Genomic DNA, 18382 nt, shown 5'->3' on the forward strand with positions numbered 1-18382 from the left:
TAGACAAAGTCGGTCAAAGCAGGCGAATATACCGCCCCGCCGGCGCAAGGTCCCATAATGGCGGAAATTTGCGGAATAACGCCGGAAGCCAAGGTATTCCGATAAAAAATCTTGCCATAACCGGACAGCGCGTCCACTGCTTCCTGAATCCGGGCTCCGCCGGAATCATTAATGCCAATGACCGGCGCGCCCATTTTCAGCGCCATATCCAGCACTTTACAAATTTTAGCGGCGTGCATCTCACCCAGCGAGCCGCCGACTACGGTAAAATCCTGGGAGAATACATAGACCAGACGACCGTCCACCGTGCCCCAGCCGGTGATCACCCCTTCAGCGGGCGCCTCGACTTTTTCCATGCCAAAGTTGGTACAGCGATGGGTGACAAATTGGTCCAGCTCCACAAACGTACCGGGATCAAGCAGCTTTTCAATGCGTTCGCGTGCCGTCATTTTGCCCTTGGCATGCTGTTTTTCTATCCGCTTGGGACCACCCCCGTTTAGAATCTTAGCTTTATGTTCTTTGAAAACTTCCCTTTTCGCACTCGTTCCAGACACATTACCACCTCCTGGCATATTATTTCTCTGCAATAGCACCAAAAAATAGCCTAATAAATGACTTGATGCATTACAGGATTAGCCCTTACTGTTTCACTATATAAAAAATTTAAACTATTTTATATATTTCGTAATTTGATTTGCATTTTGTAACTAAAGTAATCATTTAAGTCTGAATAATGCTAAAAAGCCAACCCCTAGCAGCGGGGTTGGCTTTTTAGCAGGCAGCGCAATATTTATTTTACCATCCGGAAAGCAAAAAATGTTTCAGCGCCGAAGTGGATGCTTGTATACATCGGTATTTATAAACAGGACGCCCAATCGTTCCGTAAATAAGCTGCAGCGTTAAAAGCTTATGCTGTTTTAAAAAATCCAGATACTTTCGCATGGAAATACGTGAAATACCGACAAGCTGAGCGATTTCTTCCGTCGAAAAGGCACTGCCGTTTAAACCCTGTATATTCTCCCACACGGTATTGAGCGTGTTGGGATCAATGCCTTTAGGCAACGGGTTCTTCATTGATCGCTCTTTTTTATATAAAAAATTATCCAGTTCAATCTGATTTATTTGTCTCTGCTCCTCCATAACAGCAGTCAATTTTTGATAAGCGGTTAAGGCTGCACTCAGACGTTCAAATTCAAACGGCTTAATAATATAATCTACCGCACCAAACCGCAGGGCTGTTTTTATACTCTGGCTGTCGCAAGCGGCACTTACTATGATCACGTCAACGCCTTTGCCGATTTTCCTGATTTGGATCAGTAACTCAAGGCCGCCCATTCCAGGCATATAAATATCCAATAAAATAAGATCAATCTCATGTAATTCCAACATTTCCAACGATTCTGCCGCCGAATAGGCAGTTGCTGCCAATTCAAATCCTTCCACCATGTTCAAATAATGGCTGTTGAATTTTACCACCATCGGATCGTCGTCAACGATCATAACTCTTATCACGAAACATCCTCCTTAGCAGTATACGGCATAGTAACAGTAATCTGAGTACCCTGACCCTGCTGTGAAGTCACACTGATTTGACCGCCTGTCCTTTCCAGACTGCATCGGACCAGGTATAATCCCATACCGTGCTGACTTCCTTTGGTTGAATATCCTTTCACAAATATATGGTCGATACTCTGCTCATCTAATCCTGTGCCGCTGTCCCGCACGATGATCGTAAGCGTGCCGTCTTCATAGAAAAAACCGGCCTGAACACATTTTGAAACAGAGTTTTCAACTGCTTCCAACGCATTATCGATCAAATTTCCGGTAATTGTAATAATTTCATGAACGATTTCCGAATCAGCCGCCTCCGGTAAAAAACAATCTTCATCCAGCAGCAGAACACCGCCGGTTTCTCTGGCCCGGCTTTGTTTCCCCAGTATAAAGCCGGCCAATACGGGATCTTTAATTTTTCTGACTACAGCACCTACCTCGGCGTGATACTGCTGCGCAATCTGAGTGATATATTCCGTCAGCTGATCGTAAACACCCATGCGCACCATTCCCTGAATCACATGAAGTTTATTCATAAACTCATGGGCCTGAGCCCGTAACGATTCAGCATAATTTCGCACCCCTGTCAGCTTTTCCGCTAAATTTCTAAACTCAGTTTTGTCCCGGAATGTAGCGACAGCACCAATAATCCGTTCGTCGACACGAATTGGCACCCGATTAGTCATGATGATAATTCCATTAATATCCTGCTCCTGATCCAGTTCCGCTCTGCCTGTTTGAAAAACATTCTGCAAGCGGGTATTCGGCACACACTCCTCGACTGGCTGCCCGACAAAGGGACCGGTTACACCTGCTTTGTTAAAGATTTGAAGTGCCGCATCATTAACAAGTGTAAGGCGGCTGTCGCTGTCAACAGCGATAATGCCTTCACGGGCAGACTGGAGCATAGCGCTGCGCTCTTCCACCAACCGGGCAATGGCAGACGGCTCCAGGCCAAACATTTTTTTCTTAATCTGGCGGGACAAAAGTATCGCTCCTGCCAAACCGACCAGCAGGCCGATAGCGATTCCGCCATAAATGCCTGATCGGCTATTTTCAATCGCCTGCTGCACACGATCCAGCATAATACCGACAAGTACCACACCTATTTGCTGACCGTTTTTATCAAAAATGGGGACCAATGCCCTTGAAGATTTTCCCAAAGACCCTTTCGCAATCGACTGAGTTACCTGCCCGTTAAAAGCAGGATCGGCATCATCTTGCTCGTAATGCGTCCCTATCATTGTAACCGTAGGATGAGACTTGCGGATACGATTCATATCCATAACCACAACAAACCGCATATGGGTTATTTGACAAACTGTCTGACTGTAGTCCTGAACCGTCTGTATCTCTCTTTCTCCCTTCAAAGCTTCGATAACTTCAGGTGATTTCGCTACAATACTGGCGACTTCCAAAACATGGTCGGACAGCTGATTTTCCGTTTCTTCACTGACTCTGCCGCTAATCAGCATATCCGCCACCAGCAGCGACACCGCCACCACAGTGCAGACAAAAATTGCAATGATCGTGTGAAGCTTAAAAACATTTTTTTTGATTTTCACGCTAAGCCACCTTACACTACTCATCCTGCCTATAATTCATCCTTTTAGGCCGGCGCAGAGGATTTTACAAATTTTATCTTAGGAATCCAGCTATGATCCGGTAATTACCACGCAGCAACGGCGCTGTCGGAGCGGGGTTCAGTTCCGCCGGCCAGCACTCCGTCCCTGTCCCGCCAAATGATTTGTCCCCGGCCGAAGCTGTTGGGCTCCAGAGTGACACTGACCTGATGACCCCGTCGTTCCAGTCCTTCGGCAATATGGCGGGGAAACTGGGATTCCACCTCCACCTTTTTATCCCCGACCCATTGCCAGCGGGGTGCATCCAGGGCCGCCTGGGGATTCAAATGAAAATCAATGGTATTATTAATCACCTGCACATGCCCCTGAGGCTGCATAAAAGCTCCCATGACGCCGAAAGGTCCGACTGCCTGATTATCCTTGGTCAAAAAGCCGGGAATAATCGTATGATAAGGGCGCTTGCCCGGTGCCAGACAATTGGCGTGCCGGGGATCCAGAGTAAAGTTGCAGCCCCGGTTGTGCAGACTGATGCCGGTTCCGGGTACAACCAGGCCGGAGCCAAACCCCATATAGTTGCTTTGAATATACGATACCATATTTCCCTCGCCGTCGGCAGCCGCCAGATAAACAGTACCGCCGCAGCGGGGATCGCCTGCTGCCGGCTGCAGCGCCCGGTCGCCGATCAGCTGTCTTCGCCGGGCGGCATAGCCGGAAGACAGCAGTTCCTCCGCCGTTACCGCCATACTGCCGGGTTCGGCAATATATTTTTTCCCGTCGGCGAAAGCCAGTTTCATGGCTTCAATTTGCTTATGGCAGGTATCCACATTGTCTTTTCCCGTTAATTCCAGACCATTTAATAAATTAAGCGCCATCAATGCCACTAAACCATGACCGTTGGGCGGAATTTCCCAGACATCATAGCCCCGGTAATTGACCTTTATCGGCTTCACCCACTCCGGTGAAAAACCGGCCAAATCAGTTTGACGCAAATAACCGCCGTATTGCCGGGAAAACTGATCGATTTTTTCCGACAGATCTCCCCGGTAAAAGGATTCTCCCTTAGTTCTGCCGATTTCCATCAGAGTTTTGGCATGGTTAGGCAGCGAAATCATTTCACCGGCCCGGGGCGCCCGTCCTTTTACAGTAAAATGATCAAACCAGTACCGGTATTGCTCTCCTTCCAGGCTGTGGTATATCTCATAAGAACGCTGCCAGTTTTTCGCCACAACCGGGGAAACGGGAAATCCTTCGGCAGCATACCGAACCGCCGGCTGCAAAACAGTCAGCAGCGGCAGCCGGCCGAAGCGCTGAGAGAGGGCGGCCCAGCCGGCCGGAATTCCGGGAACAGTCACCGGCAGCCAGCCCCAGGATGGCATCTGCTCATACCCGACCGCCCGAATCAGCTCCGCCGAAATTTTTTGTGGTGCCGGTCCGCTGGCATTTAAGCCATAAAGTTTCCCTTTGCTCCAAACCAAAACAAACCCGTCACCGCCGAGTCCGTTGGAAGTAGGCTCCACCACCGTCAGACAGGCAGCCGTGGCAATAGCAGCATCCACAGCATTGCCGCCCTGCTGCAAAATCGTCAGCCCGGCCTGAGCCGCCAGCGCCTGAGAAGTCGCCACCATTCCCTTACGGCTATAAGTCACCATTCGCCGGGAAGAATAAGGATATTCCAGCGCATCAAAATCCATTGGTATTCACACTCCTCACAATACTTTCTAAATCTAAATCAAATATTCAATGCAAGAATCAGGATTCCCCTTTTATGTATCAAAATTGTTTTTTTGTTTATCCTAAAAGATAAATCCTTGATGCACAATTTATGATTGGAGGCTGATTTATGACTATCCTTGACAAAGTCAACGCGGAAACCCGTAACATTTTTAACACGTTTTTTGACAAAGAACCCCTGAATTACCTGGAAGCAGCCGGTCTTTACGGCATCATTGCCCAGGGGCGCTATAATATCGCTGCCCTTGAGGTAATGTACAATCACGCCCAGGACCCCAAATTAAAAGATATAATTCAGGAAGCCATTAACCGCCATACAAAAACGATCATCGCCCAATCGGAAAATATGCTGGAGCAAAGCGGCGGCAGCTTGCCAAAACTTCATTTTGAAAAACGGACCCTCCACAAATCACCGTTAAATATCCCGGCAGATGCACATCTGAATGACGGAGAAATTGCCATCGCTGTCGGTACCATGGCCAAAGCCGCCCAAATGACTCTCTTAACAGCACTGCATCAATCCTATCAATTGAATGTGGCACTGATGTACCGGGAATTGCTGGACGCAGGCCTGGACTGGGACTACCGTCTGCTCCAGCTGATGCTGGACCGCGGCTGGCTGCCCCGGCTGGCCAAACTGGAACATTAAACTACTTTCTCTTCCGGCTAACTGCCGGATTTTTTTTGAACTGCAAAGAACGCAGAGGGTTCGGAAGATTACGGTTTTTATCTCTATCCGATCTTTCTCTGCGTTCTCTGCGTTCTTCGCGGTTAGCGTCCTCTATTTTCAATATGTCTACCAATTCCGGTTGGACCCGCCGCCTCCGCCGGAGCCGCCGCCAAACCCACCGGAACCGCCGCCTCCGCCGCGGAAACGGAGCAGGGATAAAATAAAGAAAGTAATGCTGCCGCCGAAGAACAGCCAATCAACAACAAACAGCAGCAAAAACCCGGCGACAATAACGATTTGCAGCCAACCGGGAACAGAATTCCAGCCGGAAGATTGATTTACATGCTGAGGCTTAGGCGCCGGTTTGGCGTCGCTCTTGAATTCCAGATTGTATTCCTTGGCAACTGCACCGACTAACGTCAGATAGCCGTTTACGATCCCCTTGTCATATTCACCCTTTTGAAAAAAGGGAATCATATAATCATCCTGAATTTCCCCTGTTTTGGCGTCGGGCAGCGCTCCTTCCAAGCCGTATCCCACCTCAATCCGGGACTTGCGGTCGTTCACCGCCACCAGCATTAACACGCCGTTGTTCAACGTTTTGTCGCCAATTCCCCATTGCCGCAAAAGGCTCAGCCCATATTCCTCAATCGGCGCACCGTCCAGAGTCTTGACGGTAACCACCACAACCTGAGCCTTGGTTTTGGCTGCCAGCTGCCCGCCTAAATTATTGATGCGGTTCCTGGATTCTGCGGACAGAACACCGGCATAGTCCTGAACATATATGCTGGATGCAGGCGCAGGCGGAAGCTGCGGCTGCGCCCACACTGCCGCTGCTCCCGCTGTCAGACAGATAGCCGTTACCAGCCAGACCAGCCATTTTTTCATTGCCATCCCTCGCTCATCACAGCAAGCTGTTAAAATTTAACCTGAGGAACTTGTTTTGCTCCTTCTTCCACTTTAAAGTATTCTTTCGGGCCAAAACCTGTCATACCGGCAATGGCACTGATCGGAAAGGTGCGAATCTTAGTATTGTACACCTGAACAGCGTCATTGTAATCTTTCCGGGCTACGGTAAGCCGATTTTCCGTGCCCGACAACTCATCCATCAGAGCCCGGAAATTTTTATCGGCTTTCAAGTCCGGATAATTTTCGGCAACCACTAATAAACGGCTCAAAGCGCCGCTTAATTCACCGTTGGCTTCCGCCTTGGCAACCGGCCCCTGAGCGCCGGCCAGTTTGGCCCGCGCGTCGGCCACTGTCTGAATGGCCTGCTGCTCATGGGTAGCATAGCCTTTTACCGTATTGACCAAGTTGGGAATGAGATCGGCTCGCCGCTGCAGCTGGTTGTCGATCTGACTCCACTTGCCATTCACATTTTCATTCATACTGACCAGTCCGTTGTAGCCCATAATGGTGCCGACCACCAGCACTACGACCAGAGCAATAATAATCCAGTTTGTTCTCTTCATCACTGTATTTCCTCCCTCAATACTGAGTTTGATTTTTTGACTTTACTCATCTATTTTACTACCTGAGGTATAATTTTGGCAATATGTTCCCGCTCCCTTATTCTTCACTGCGTTTGGCGAAAAAAATCATATACCGCCTGAGCGGCCGGCAGCGTCATTCCGGGAGCGGCAGCCAGTTCCGCCAGAGAAGCCGCCTTGATTTTAGGCAGGCTGCCGAAGGTATCCCACAGTGCTTTGCGCCGTTTGGGGCCAATCCCGGCAACATGATCCAGCACCGATACAAGATTCCGTTTAGAGCGCAGCTTCCGGTGATACGTAATGGCAAAACGATGGGCTTCATCCCGGATACGCTGAATCAGATACAGAGCCTGGGAGTCCCGGGGAAGGATGACCGGATCGCTTTCCCCTTCCCGGAAAATATACTCAAACTCCTTCGCCAAACCCACCACCGGTATATCTGCCAAACCAACGCCGCGGATCACCGCCAGAGCCGCATTCAGCTGCCCTTTGCCGCCGTCAATAACGATCAGATCAGGCAAAGGCTCGGCAGCCTCCCGGTAACGCCGCCCCACCACTTCCTCCATGGAGCGAAAATCGTCCGGCTTTCCTTCCACCGTGGTAAGTTTATAACGCCGGTAGTCCTCTTTCTTCGGTACGCCGCCTTCAAACACGACCATGGAAGCCACGGTTTCCGACCCCTGAATATGGGAAATATCAAAACATTCCATCCGTTCCGGCACCACCGGCAGGGAAAGATACCGGCCCAGATCGGCTGCCGCTCCCTCGGTCTGAGCCGAGCGCAGCTTCAGTTTAGCCGCCTGCTCTGCCAAAAAAATCGCCGCATTGCCGGCAGCCATAGTGACAATATCCTTTTTCGTTCCTCGTTTTGGTGTTTCCACCGCCACCCGCCCCTCTTTCCGGCTGCTCAGCCAATCGGCCAGCAGGTTTTGCTCCGGCAAGTCCATGGGCAGCAAAATTTCCCGGGGCACAAAAGCTGCCTGACTGTAGTATTGCTTAATAAAGGCTTCCAGTACCACTTCGTCCTCTTCCTCTTCATCGCCGGACAGCAAAAAGTGGTCTCGGCCCACCATCTTGCCGCTGCGAATAAAAAACACCTGTACGCAGGTCCCCAGAGGGGATCGGGCCAAACCTAAAGCATCCTGGTCACCGGAACTTGTAACAATATTTTGCTTTTCCACAATTTTTTTCACTGCCGTCAGTTGATCCCGCAGTTTAACTGCCTGTTCAAATTTCAAATTTTCAGCCGCTTCCGTCATCCGCTGGTGCAGCATTTTTACCACAGCATCGCTCCGTCCTTCCAGGAACAAACAAACCGACTGAATCATTTCCCGGTACTCCGCCTGGTCCACCTTACCGGTGCAAGGCGCCAGACAGCGTTTGATATGATACTCCAGGCAGGGACGGCTGGCATCCAGGCGGCGGCAGCTGCGCAGCGGAAACAGTTTTCTCAGTAAGGCCAACGTCTGATGAACGGCCCCGGCGCTGGTATAGGGACCAAAATAGCGGGCTCCGTCCTTGTTGACCTTGCGGGTAACGTAAACTCTGGGATATTGTTCCTGAGTCGTCACTTTAATATAGGGATAAGTTTTATCGTCCCGCAGACTAATATTATATTTAGGATGATGCTGCTTGATCAAATTGCACTCTAAAATAAGGGCTTCCATTTCCGAGCCGGTGATAATGTATTCCAGATTTGCAATGCGGGCCACCATAGCCGTTACTTTCGCTGAATGATTGCGGCTGGACTGAAAATAGGAGCGTACCCTGTTTTTTAAATTTACAGCCTTACCGACATAAATAATCCGGTCTGCCGCATTCTTCATTAAATAAACACCCGGTTGATCCGGCAATAAGGCTAATTTTTCCTCCAATTCCCTATTCATGGCGGCCCCCTTACAAAATTTAGCAATATTATAGTAATATTGCTATTTTTCTGTCATTTTATGTTCATTGTATACATGAGGGAAAGACACTTGTAGAATCGACACGGCTATACTATAATAACAACGTTAGAACTATATTTCACAATATCATAGCTAACATACTATTGCAATGGGAGGTCTGTAGCAATGTTTAATAAAGTATTAATCGCCAATCGCGGCGAAATCGCCGTTCGCATCATCCGGGCGTGTCATGAATTAGGCATTCAAACCGTTGCCGTATATTCCGACGCCGATGTTGATTCCCTCCATGTCCAACTGGCGGATTATGCCTACCATATCGGACCGGCAGACGCCTCGCAAAGTTATTTAAACGGCGAAGCTATTCTTGCTGCAGCCATCACTGCCAATGCCGACGCCATTCATCCCGGCTACGGCTTCCTGTCGGAAAATGCCGATTTTGCCGAAATGGTCAATGATTCGGGTATTGTCTTTATCGGACCCCAGGCTGAAACCATCCGCAAAGTCGGCAATAAGGATGCCGCCCGGGAAGCGATGCACCAAGCCGGACTGCCCATGACAAGAGGCAGCGAGCCGATTACCAGCACCGAACACGCTTGTAGCATGGCCGAAGAGATTGGCTATCCGGTGATTTTAAAGCCGGTATCCGGCGGCGGCGGGAAATCCATGTTTGTCGCTCACAGCCGGGGTGAACTGCTAGCTGCCTTAAATAACGTAGATATCAAAAAAATTAACTTTTATTTAGAAAATTATATCGCTGAATCACGACATATTGAAGTACAAATTATGGCAGACAACTACGGCAATATCCTGCACTTAGGCGAACGGGAATGTTCCCTGCAGCGGCGCAACCAAAAAATCCTGGAGGAAGCGCCTTCCAACGCCCTTACGCCGGAAATGCGCCACCGGGTCGGTGCTCTGGCCATTAAAGCCGCTAAAAGTGTCTTCTATACTAATGTGGGCACGGTGGAATTTCTCCTGGATATTAAAAGCGGTGAATTCTATTTCATGGAGATCAATCCCCGAATTCAGGTAGAGCATGCCGTTACCGAAATGATTACCGGCGTTGACCTTGTACGGCGGCAAATTCGTATTGCCGCCGGCGAACCCCTGAACAAAAAGCAGGAAGAAATCACCTTCATCGGTAATGCCATCGAATGCCGGATTAACGCCGAAGACCCAAAGCGCAAATTCCAGCCATCTCCCGGGATGATTGATTTCTACCATGCTCCCGGCGGCCCCAGAGTGCGGATCGACAGCGGTGTCTGCGCCGGGAAAACGGTTCAGCCTTATTATGATTCCTTAATCGCCAAAGTTATCGTCCATGGCCGCACCCGGGGCGATGCCATCCGGATCATGCGTCGCGCACTGGCCGAATTCCGGATTTCCGGTGTTGAAACTACAATCGGCTTCCAGCAGGAAGTACTCCGCAATCCTCATTTCTGCAGCGGCGACATTGATACCCAGTTTATCTATAAACGAATGGCACCAAGAGAGAAAAAAGCGATTCTAAATGTGTCGGCGATTTGATTGACACTGGGCTCATAGCTCATAGCTCATAGCTCATAGCTCATAGCTCATAGCTCATAGCTCATAGCTCATAGCTCATAGCTCATAGCTCATAGCTCATAGCTCATAGCTCATAGCTAAAAAATTATTACATGACTTACAAATTCTATCAAAGGGATAGGCCGACGGCCTATCCCTTTAATTTTGCTCCTTCCGCCAAAACCGGTGCCAGAAATTGTCCTGTATAAGATTCCGGCTTAGCGGCGACAGCCTCCGGCGTTCCCTGAGCCACGACAGTGCCGCCTCTCATGCCGCCTTCCGGACCTAAATCAATCAGATAATCGGCCGTCTTAATCACATCCAGGTTATGCTCAATGACAACCACCGTATCGCCGCCATCGACCAAACGCTGCAGCACCTCCAGCAGACGGTGAATGTCGGCGGTATGCAGTCCGGTTGTCGGCTCATCCAGAATATATAAAGTTTTCCCGGTACTGCGACGGGCCAGTTCGGCAGCCAGTTTAATTCGCTGAGCTTCACCGCCGCTTAAAGTAGTAGCCGACTGTCCCAGTTTAATATAGCCCAGCCCCACATCCTGCAAAACCTGCAGCTTACGGTAAACCTTGGGAATGTTCTGGAAAAACTCCACCGCTTCATCCACAACCATATCCAAAACCTGCGCGATACTTTTCCCTTTATACCGCACCTCCAGCGTCTCCCTGTTGTAGCGGGCCCCCTGGCAGACTTCGCAGGGGACATAGACATCAGGTAAAAAATGCATCTCAATTTTAATAATTCCGTCGCCATGACAAGCCTCGCAGCGGCCGCCTTTCACATTAAAGCTGAAACGGCCCGGCTTGTAGCCCCGCATTTTAGCTTCCGGCGTCTGGCTGAAAATCTCACGAATCGCGTCAAACAGACCGGTATACGTAGCCGGATTGGAACGGGGCGTTCGTCCGATAGGCGACTGGTCGATATTTATAATCTTATCAATATATTCGACACCCCGGATATCCCGGTGATCACCGGGACGAATCCGACTGCCGCGATAAATCCGCCCAGCCAGACCTTTGTAAAGGATCTCGTTCACCAGAGTACTTTTCCCTGACCCGGACACACCGGTGACTGCCGTAAATACCCCTAAAGGGAACCGGACATTGATATCCCGCAGATTATTTTCTTTAGCGCCCACAATCTCCAGCCACTTGCCGTTAGGCTTGCGCCGGATCGCCGGCACCGGGATAAATTTTTTCCTGCTCAAATACTGACCGGTAATCGACTCTGGGCAATCCTTGATTTCCTCTACTGTTCCCTGGGCGACAACCCGACCGCCGTTTGCCCCGGCCGCCGGGCCGATGTCGATAATATGATCAGCAGCGTACATAGTATCCTCGTCATGCTCCACCACTAACAGCGTATTACCGGCATCCCGCAGCTTCTTCAGTGTGGCCAGCAGCCGGTTGTTATCCCGCTGATGAAGACCGATACTGGGCTCATCCAGGATATACAGCACTCCGACCAATCCCGAACCGATCTGAGTGGCCAAACGGATTCGCTGGGCTTCGCCGCCGGACAAAGTGCCGGCAGCCCGGTCTAAAGTCAGGTACTCCAAGCCAACATTCAGCAAAAATCCTAAACGGGCATTAATTTCTTTCAAAATCTGCCGGGCAATCGTTTTCTCCCGGTCCGTCAATTCCAGACGGTTAAAAAACTCCTGTCCCTCGGCAATCGTCATCCGGGTAACTTCATTGATATTTTTGCCGCCTACCTTTACCGCCAGAGACTCCGGCTTCAGCCGTGCCCCCTTACAAGACGGACAGGGCTTGGAACTCATGTAGCCCTCGATTTCCTCCCGCGACCAGTCGGAAGTTGTCTCCCGGTAACGGCGGTTCAGCAGGGGAACTACCCCTTCAAAAGCTGAATGATAGACCTTATTTTCACCAAACATATTTTCGTATTGAAAAGTATACCGTTTCTCGCCCGATCCGTATAAAATCAACTGCTTTATCCCATCGGTCAGGCTGTCCCAGGTGCTGTTAAGGGAAAACCCGTTCCTGTCGGCCACCGCCTCCAGCTGGCACATGAAATAAGAATTGACGTTCTTGCTCAACGGAGCGATAGCGCCGTCAATCAGTGCCTTGCTTTCGTCGGGAATAACCAGGGACGGATCGATTTCCATATTGTTGCCCAGTCCCGTACAATCGGGACAAGCGCCAAAGGGACTGTTGAAAGAAAACATCCGCGGGGCGATTTCCGGCAGGCTGATGCCGCAGTCCACGCAGGCAAAATTCTGGCTGAACACCAGCTCTTTGCCGTCCACAATCTGAACGCTGACTACTCCTCCGCCTAATTTCGAAGCCGTTTCCAAGGAATCGGCCAGCCGCCGATCCATTCCTTCCCGGACCACCAGCCGGTCCACTACCACTTCAATGGTATGCTTTTTATTTCTTTCCGGCTTAATATCCTCGCTAATGTCCTGAATTTGTCCATCCACCCGCACCCGGACGTACCCGTTCCGGCGAATATCCGCCAGCACTTTCTGATGCTCGCCTTTTTTGCCCCGGACAATGGGCGCCAGCAGCATCAGCCGGGATCCCTCCGGCAGTGCCAGCAGTTGATCCACCATCTGATCCACAGTCTGCTGGCTGATAGGCTTGCCGCACTTGGGACAGTGAGGCCGCCCCGCCCGGGCAAACAGCAGCCGCAAATAGTCATAAATCTCGGTAACCGTCCCTACCGTAGACCGGGGATTGCGGCTGGTCGTCTTTTGATCAATAGAAATCGCCGGCGACAGACCCTCAATGTAGTCCACATCCGGCTTGTCCATCTGACCGAGAAACTGCCTGGCATAGGCCGACAGCGACTCCACATAGCGCCGCTGTCCCTCGGCATAAATGGTATCGAAAGCCAGGGAAGATTTACCGGAACCGCTTAGTCCGGTAATCACCACCAGCTGATCCCGGGGAATCTCAATATCAATATTTTTTAAATTGTGCTGTCTGGCCCCTTTAACAATGATTTTTTCCTTCACAATATAATCCTCTCACATTTTATTCTTCAGCTCCACCAGCATATCCCGCAATTCGGCGGCCCGTTCAAATTCCAGCTGTCTGGAGGCCTGACGCATTTCCTTTTCCAGCTTGGCGGCAAGAGCCGTCATTTCTTTCCGGCTCATCTTCTCCACAGGGCGGACCGCATATGATGATGCTGTTTCCGCTATTTTGGTCGTTTCGATCAGTTCTTTAACCCGCTTGTGAATCGTCCTAGGCGTAATGCCATGTACTTGATTATATTCCCCTTGGATTTCCCGTCGACGGTTTGTTTCACTAATGGCCCGCCCCATGGAATCGGTAATCACATCCCCGTACATAATCACCCGTCCCTCAGCGTTGCGCGCCGCCCGGCCGATAGTCTGAATCAGAGAAGTGTCCGACCGTAAAAAACCTTCCTTGTCGGCATCCAGTATGGCTACCAGAGAAACCTCCGGCAAATCCAGTCCCTCCCGCAGCAGATTAATGCCCACCAGTACGTCGAACACACCGGCCCGCAAATCCCGGATGATTTCCACCCGCTCAATAGTGGCAATATCAGAATGGAGGTAGCGAACCCGTATCCCCATTTCCTTTAAATAATCGGTTAAATTCTCTGCCATCTTTTTCGTCAGAGTCGTCACCAGCACCCGTTCATTCCGGGCCGCCCGGACTTTTATCTCACCCAGCAAATCATCCATCTGCCCTTTAAGCGGCCGAACCTCGATTTCCGGATCCACCAGTCCCGTAGGGCGAATAATCTGCTGTACAACCTGGGCGGCTTCTTTTAGCTCATAGTCTGCCGGAGTAGCCGATACATAAACAATTTGATTGATATGCTCCACGAACTCTTTAAACTGAAACGGCCGGTTATCGTAGGCGGAAGGCAGACGAAACCCGTTATCCACCAAAGACTGCTTCCGGGAGCGATCACCGGCGTACATCGCCCGAATCTGAGGCAGAGTCACATGAGACTCATCAATAACAATCAAAAAATCATCGGGAAAATAGTCCATCAACGTATAAGGCGGTTCCCCCGGCTTGCGGCCCGTCAAATGGCGGGAATAGTTTTCAATACCGGAGCAGTACCCCATCTCCTGCATCATTTCCAAATCATATTTTGTCCGCTGGGTGATTCGCTGGGCTTCCAGCAGTTTATTCTGCGAATGAAATAAAGCCGCCTGCTGTTCCATTTCAGCCTCAATATTATCAACGGCCCTCAGCATATTCTCCCGGGAAGTCACATAGTGGGACGCCGGATAAATGGCAATATGCTTCCGTTCGCATAAAACCTCGCCGGTAACAGTGTCAATCTCCTGAATCCGCTCCACCTCGTCGCCAAACAGTTCCACCCGGATCGCTTTTTCCCCGAAGGCGGCGGGAAAAATCTCAATCACGTCTCCCCGCACCCGGAATTTTCCCCGGACAAAATTAATATCATTGCGCTCGTACTGAATTTCCACAAGTTTTCGCAGAATATCATCCCGATCCCGCAATTGTCCCTGACGCAGGGACAGCACCATACCCCGGTACTCGTCCGGTGAACCCAGGCCGTATATACAAGATACGCTGGCGACAATAATTACATCCCGCCGTTCAAACAGGGAACTGGTTGCCGAGTGGCGCAATTTATCAATCTCATCATTAATCGACGCATCTTTCTCGATATACGTATCCGTATGGGCAATATAAGCTTCCGGCTGATAGTAATCGTAATAGCTGACGAAATATTCCACGGCATTATTGGGAAAAAACTCTTTGAACTCACTGGCCAGCTGAGCGGCCAGCGTCTTATTATGAGCAATCACCAATGTCGGTTTCTGCACCGCCTCAATCACCTTGGCAATCGTAAACGTCTTGCCTGTTCCGGTGGCGCCCAGCAATACCTGCGCCCGGTCGCCCCGCCGGATTCCCGCCGCCAATTTTTCAATTGCCCCCGGTTGATCCCCGGTAGGAACAAACGGCGCCTCCACCTGAAAGGGAACCCCTCCCCCCCGGTGGACTGTATTTAATTTAGGCACAGTATTCATATGATTCACCTGTCTCTGTAGAGCTGGCTGTTGGGACTTGGAACTTGGGACTTGGCACTTGGTACTTGGTAAAATGAACGAGAACTGTCATTGCGAGCGGCAGCGAAGCAATCTCAAGGTCTCTATTGCAGTTTCCAGCTTTGAGATCGCCACGGCTGACGCCTCGCGATGACAACTAGCCAACAGCCAACAGCCAACAAATTATAATTCTCCTTTAATAAATATTATATCATATAAGATCAAAAAACCGCAAAGGCTTATTTTCTCCTAAGCCCTTTCAGCCATTCCCAGATGGCAAACCTTTCCGTCGCCATCTCCGCATATACCTGTTCATGCCCTTCCGGCACCAAAATAACGCCTAAACGGCGTTCATCACCCTGAGTATGCCACCGGCTTTTCTTTTTCAACCGACGGCCGTCCCGCTCAATAACAAGAGGAAATTCCTGTGGTGCGTAGAGAATCGCCGTCCCCAGGTCGGCACCGCAATTGACCGGCCTGCCGTCCAGAGATAACAAGATATCACCCGGCTTCAAACCAAGCTGACGGGCCGGTGTATCCAATACAGTATCCAAGATCATTACCCCGTGATTTGGCGGCACATAACGGGGTTCTCCCTCCGTTTCCCGCCGGTTGTCAAGCTGAATCAACAGTTCGTGCCCCAGGGGACAAAGCAATGCGGCAAAGACCTGCAGCCACTCATATTTTGCCGACAACAGCGCCAGCGCCAGCAGCGTGGCACTGTAAACGGCCAGATGACAGGCCGTCTCCATCCGTCGCCGCAGCGGTGAACTGGTAATGGCCATGTCCGTATAGCCTAAAGCCGCCACTACCGGTGTCAGGGCGTAAACCCAGCGCTGTCCCTCGGGAATTTCAATTCCCAAAGGAAGAAGCGGCCACCAATCGCCTATATGCATCGTTCCCGCAGGCAGATCGCTGCCGGGAACTGCCACTGCCATTAACAGCACCAGCGGCAGCGGCCAAAAATTCTGCAAGCTGAACGCCCCCACCAGCCGGCCGTCGCCTCGACGCAGAATCAACGGCGAAGCACTGTACCTGCCGCTTATAGCAATCAGCAGACTTTCCGTAATGTGAAGAACAGCCACCAATGTCAGGATTTGCGGCACGTTTACATCTGCCGGCCAATTAAATAATATTTTCCCCAGCGCCACAATGCCGCCGGCATAGGCAAAACACAAAAACCGGACACTGACCATCATCAGCAGCAGCGCCAGCGGCCAAATATAATTAAACCCCATCTGATTCAGCGTAACCCCGACTACTGTCAGCAGCACACTGCCAACAATACCGCCTAAAGTACCATAAAAGAGAGTCAATAATACCTGCTGTCGGAGAGAATAACTGCAGACACCAAACATTCGCTTCTGATTGCGCTGCATCGTCCAATACTGATAACCCACCAGCGCCAGAACAATCCAGTACATAAAATCAAAATAAACCGAAATGGTACGGGCAATAATCAGTTGAATCAGATCCTGCCAGGGAAACATGACGTCACCTCAAAGTAGTTAGTAGTTAGGGATGGCGAGGGCTGTTGGTTATTGGCTTTGGGCTTTGGGCTTTGAGCGATTAGCTTTGAGCTGCTGGCGGCCCATCGCCCTTAACCAAACGCTCATAGCCAACAGCCCCTCGCTCCCCATAGGCAAAAAGCGGCTGGGCGAAATGCCAGCCGCGATGCTTTTTTGCCACGTTTCTAGTATGCTACATCTTGGTTTTTATAACCTCAATGGCCTTATCCAACTGAATATCCTGCCCCGGTTCCCTAACTTCCGGCGCTTCGATCTTCACATCCGGTTCAATGCCAATGCCGTTAATCGAACGGTCATTCGGTGTCAGGTACTTGGCAATCGTCAGCTTAATAGCACCGCCATCCAGCCTGAGCAGTGTCTGCACCGATCCTTTGCCATAGGTTTTTGTGCCGACTAATACTCCTGCCCCGGTATCCTGAATAGCGCCGGATACAATCTCCGATGCGCTGGCACTGCCACCATTCACCAGCACCACCGCCGGATACTTAACTGCTTCCAGATTGGAATTATGAACTTCTCTGTGGCCGTCACGGGTGACTACCGATACAACCGGCCCTCTCGGCACAAACCTGCCGGCTACCTTGACGCTTTCCTCCAGCAATCCGCCGGGATTATCGCGAAGATCAAGAATTACGGCCTTCATTCCGTTCTTTTCCAATTCATCATACTTGTGGAAAAAATCATTGGCTGTATTTTCATTAAACATGGAAATACGGATATAGCCGATATTTTCCGGCAGCATCTTGCCGGAAACGGTCTTAATCTGAATATTTGACCGGATTAACGGGTAATCTTTAACCGGTTCGCTGGCTCTGCCGATCGTAAGTGTTACCTGACTGCCTTCCGGACCGCGGATTTTGCTGACTGCTTCGTCCAGAGCCATATCCTGGGTGTCCTGTCCGTCAATTTTCAAAATACGGTCGCCGCTCTTAATACCGGCTTTCTCCCCCGGCGTCCCCTCAATCGGTGAAACAACGGTCAGCACTTTGTCTTTCACCCCAATTACAATACCAACGCCGCCAAAAGATCCTTCCGTCTCAATCATAAATTCCTTGTACATCTTGGCATCCATATAAATAGAATGAGGATCACCCAGCGCGCTGACCATGCCTTTGACCGCTCCGGTCATCAGTGTCTCCACCGGTACATCCTCAACATACCGGGACTTGACAATCTGTATTGCCCGGAAAAGCTTAATCGTACTGGCAACATCGCCGGAGCGGATGTTTAATAGATACAAGAACCCGCTGGCAGTCGCTGCAAAAGTAAACACCACCAGCAAAACAGCCCCAACGATTGCTTTGCGCCGACTCAATAAAACACACCCCAATTCGATAT

At 50.4% G+C, this 18382-nt stretch carries 13 protein-coding genes; 2 read left to right on the plus strand and 11 right to left on the minus strand.

What is annotated here, in order from left to right; all coding sequences use genetic code 11:
• The 4 genes from ABFC84_09395 to ABFC84_09410 form a co-directional block, all read right to left on the minus strand.
• Positions 1–554 (minus strand): carboxyl transferase domain-containing protein (locus ABFC84_09395; protein ID MEN6412957.1); only part of this gene is annotated, 554 nt, incomplete at its 3' end.
• A gap of 241 nt (positions 555–795) precedes the next feature.
• Complete coding sequence (locus tag ABFC84_09400; GenBank protein MEN6412958.1) at positions 796–1512, minus strand: response regulator; 717 nt, start codon at positions 1510–1512, stop codon at positions 796–798.
• Positions 1509–3116: a DcuS/MalK family sensor histidine kinase gene (gene dcuS, locus ABFC84_09405; GenBank protein ID MEN6412959.1), complete on the minus strand. Its 1608-nt coding sequence runs from the start codon at positions 3114–3116 to the stop codon at positions 1509–1511. The genes ABFC84_09400 and dcuS overlap by 4 nt, the downstream gene beginning before the upstream one ends.
• A 104-nt stretch (positions 3117–3220) precedes the next feature.
• The gene (locus ABFC84_09410) at positions 3221–4825 is read right to left on the minus strand and encodes a gamma-glutamyltransferase family protein (protein ID MEN6412960.1); all 1605 of its coding nucleotides are present in this window, start codon (positions 4823–4825) and stop codon (positions 3221–3223) included.
• 149 nt (positions 4826–4974) lie between these two features.
• Here ABFC84_09410 and ABFC84_09415 point away from each other — a divergent pair, with 149 nt between their 5' ends.
• A complete protein-coding gene (locus tag ABFC84_09415; protein ID MEN6412961.1) occupies positions 4975–5514 on the plus strand; it encodes a DUF3231 family protein in 540 nt (179 codons plus the stop codon).
• Positions 5515–5661: 147 nt separating this feature from the next.
• Here ABFC84_09415 and ABFC84_09420 read toward each other — a convergent pair whose 3' ends face one another.
• The 3 genes from ABFC84_09420 to uvrC form a co-directional block, all read right to left on the minus strand.
• A complete protein-coding gene (locus ABFC84_09420; protein MEN6412962.1) occupies positions 5662–6423 on the minus strand; it encodes a TPM domain-containing protein in 762 nt (253 codons plus the stop codon).
• Positions 6424–6452: 29 nt separating this feature from the next.
• Positions 6453–7007 (minus strand): LemA family protein, encoded by a 555-nt coding sequence (locus tag ABFC84_09425; protein MEN6412963.1) that lies wholly within the window; start codon positions 7005–7007, stop codon positions 6453–6455.
• Positions 7008–7111: 104 nt separating this feature from the next.
• Complete coding sequence (gene uvrC / locus ABFC84_09430; protein MEN6412964.1) at positions 7112–8911, minus strand: excinuclease ABC subunit UvrC; 1800 nt, start codon at positions 8909–8911, stop codon at positions 7112–7114.
• Between the two features lie 186 nt (positions 8912–9097).
• Here uvrC and ABFC84_09435 point away from each other — a divergent pair, with 186 nt between their 5' ends.
• Positions 9098–10459 carry an acetyl-CoA carboxylase biotin carboxylase subunit gene (locus ABFC84_09435; GenBank protein ID MEN6412965.1) on the plus strand — a complete coding sequence of 454 codons (1362 nt, stop codon included), beginning with the start codon at positions 9098–9100 and terminating at the stop codon, positions 10457–10459.
• Between the two features lie 169 nt (positions 10460–10628).
• On the opposite strand, the gene uvrA is transcribed toward ABFC84_09435, so the two are convergent.
• From uvrA to ABFC84_09455, 4 genes are all read right to left on the minus strand, one after another.
• The gene (gene uvrA / locus ABFC84_09440; protein ID MEN6412966.1) at positions 10629–13469 is read right to left on the minus strand and encodes an excinuclease ABC subunit UvrA; all 2841 of its coding nucleotides are present in this window, start codon (positions 13467–13469) and stop codon (positions 10629–10631) included.
• A 12-nt stretch (positions 13470–13481) separates the two neighbouring features.
• Positions 13482–15497: an excinuclease ABC subunit UvrB gene (gene uvrB, locus ABFC84_09445; GenBank protein ID MEN6412967.1), complete on the minus strand. Its 2016-nt coding sequence runs from the start codon at positions 15495–15497 to the stop codon at positions 13482–13484.
• Positions 15498–15754: 257 nt separating this feature from the next.
• Positions 15755–17005: a PDZ domain-containing protein gene (locus tag ABFC84_09450; GenBank protein ID MEN6412968.1), complete on the minus strand. Its 1251-nt coding sequence runs from the start codon at positions 17003–17005 to the stop codon at positions 15755–15757.
• A 211-nt stretch (positions 17006–17216) separates the two neighbouring features.
• Positions 17217–18359, minus strand: coding sequence for a S41 family peptidase (locus ABFC84_09455; protein MEN6412969.1), 1143 nt, complete (start codon positions 18357–18359; stop codon positions 17217–17219).
• Positions 18360–18382: the final 23 nt, after the last annotated feature.

It is taken from the genome of Veillonellales bacterium, from assembly GCA_039680175.1.
GTDB lineage: Bacteria > Bacillota > Negativicutes > JAAYSF01 > JAAYSF01 > JBDKTO01.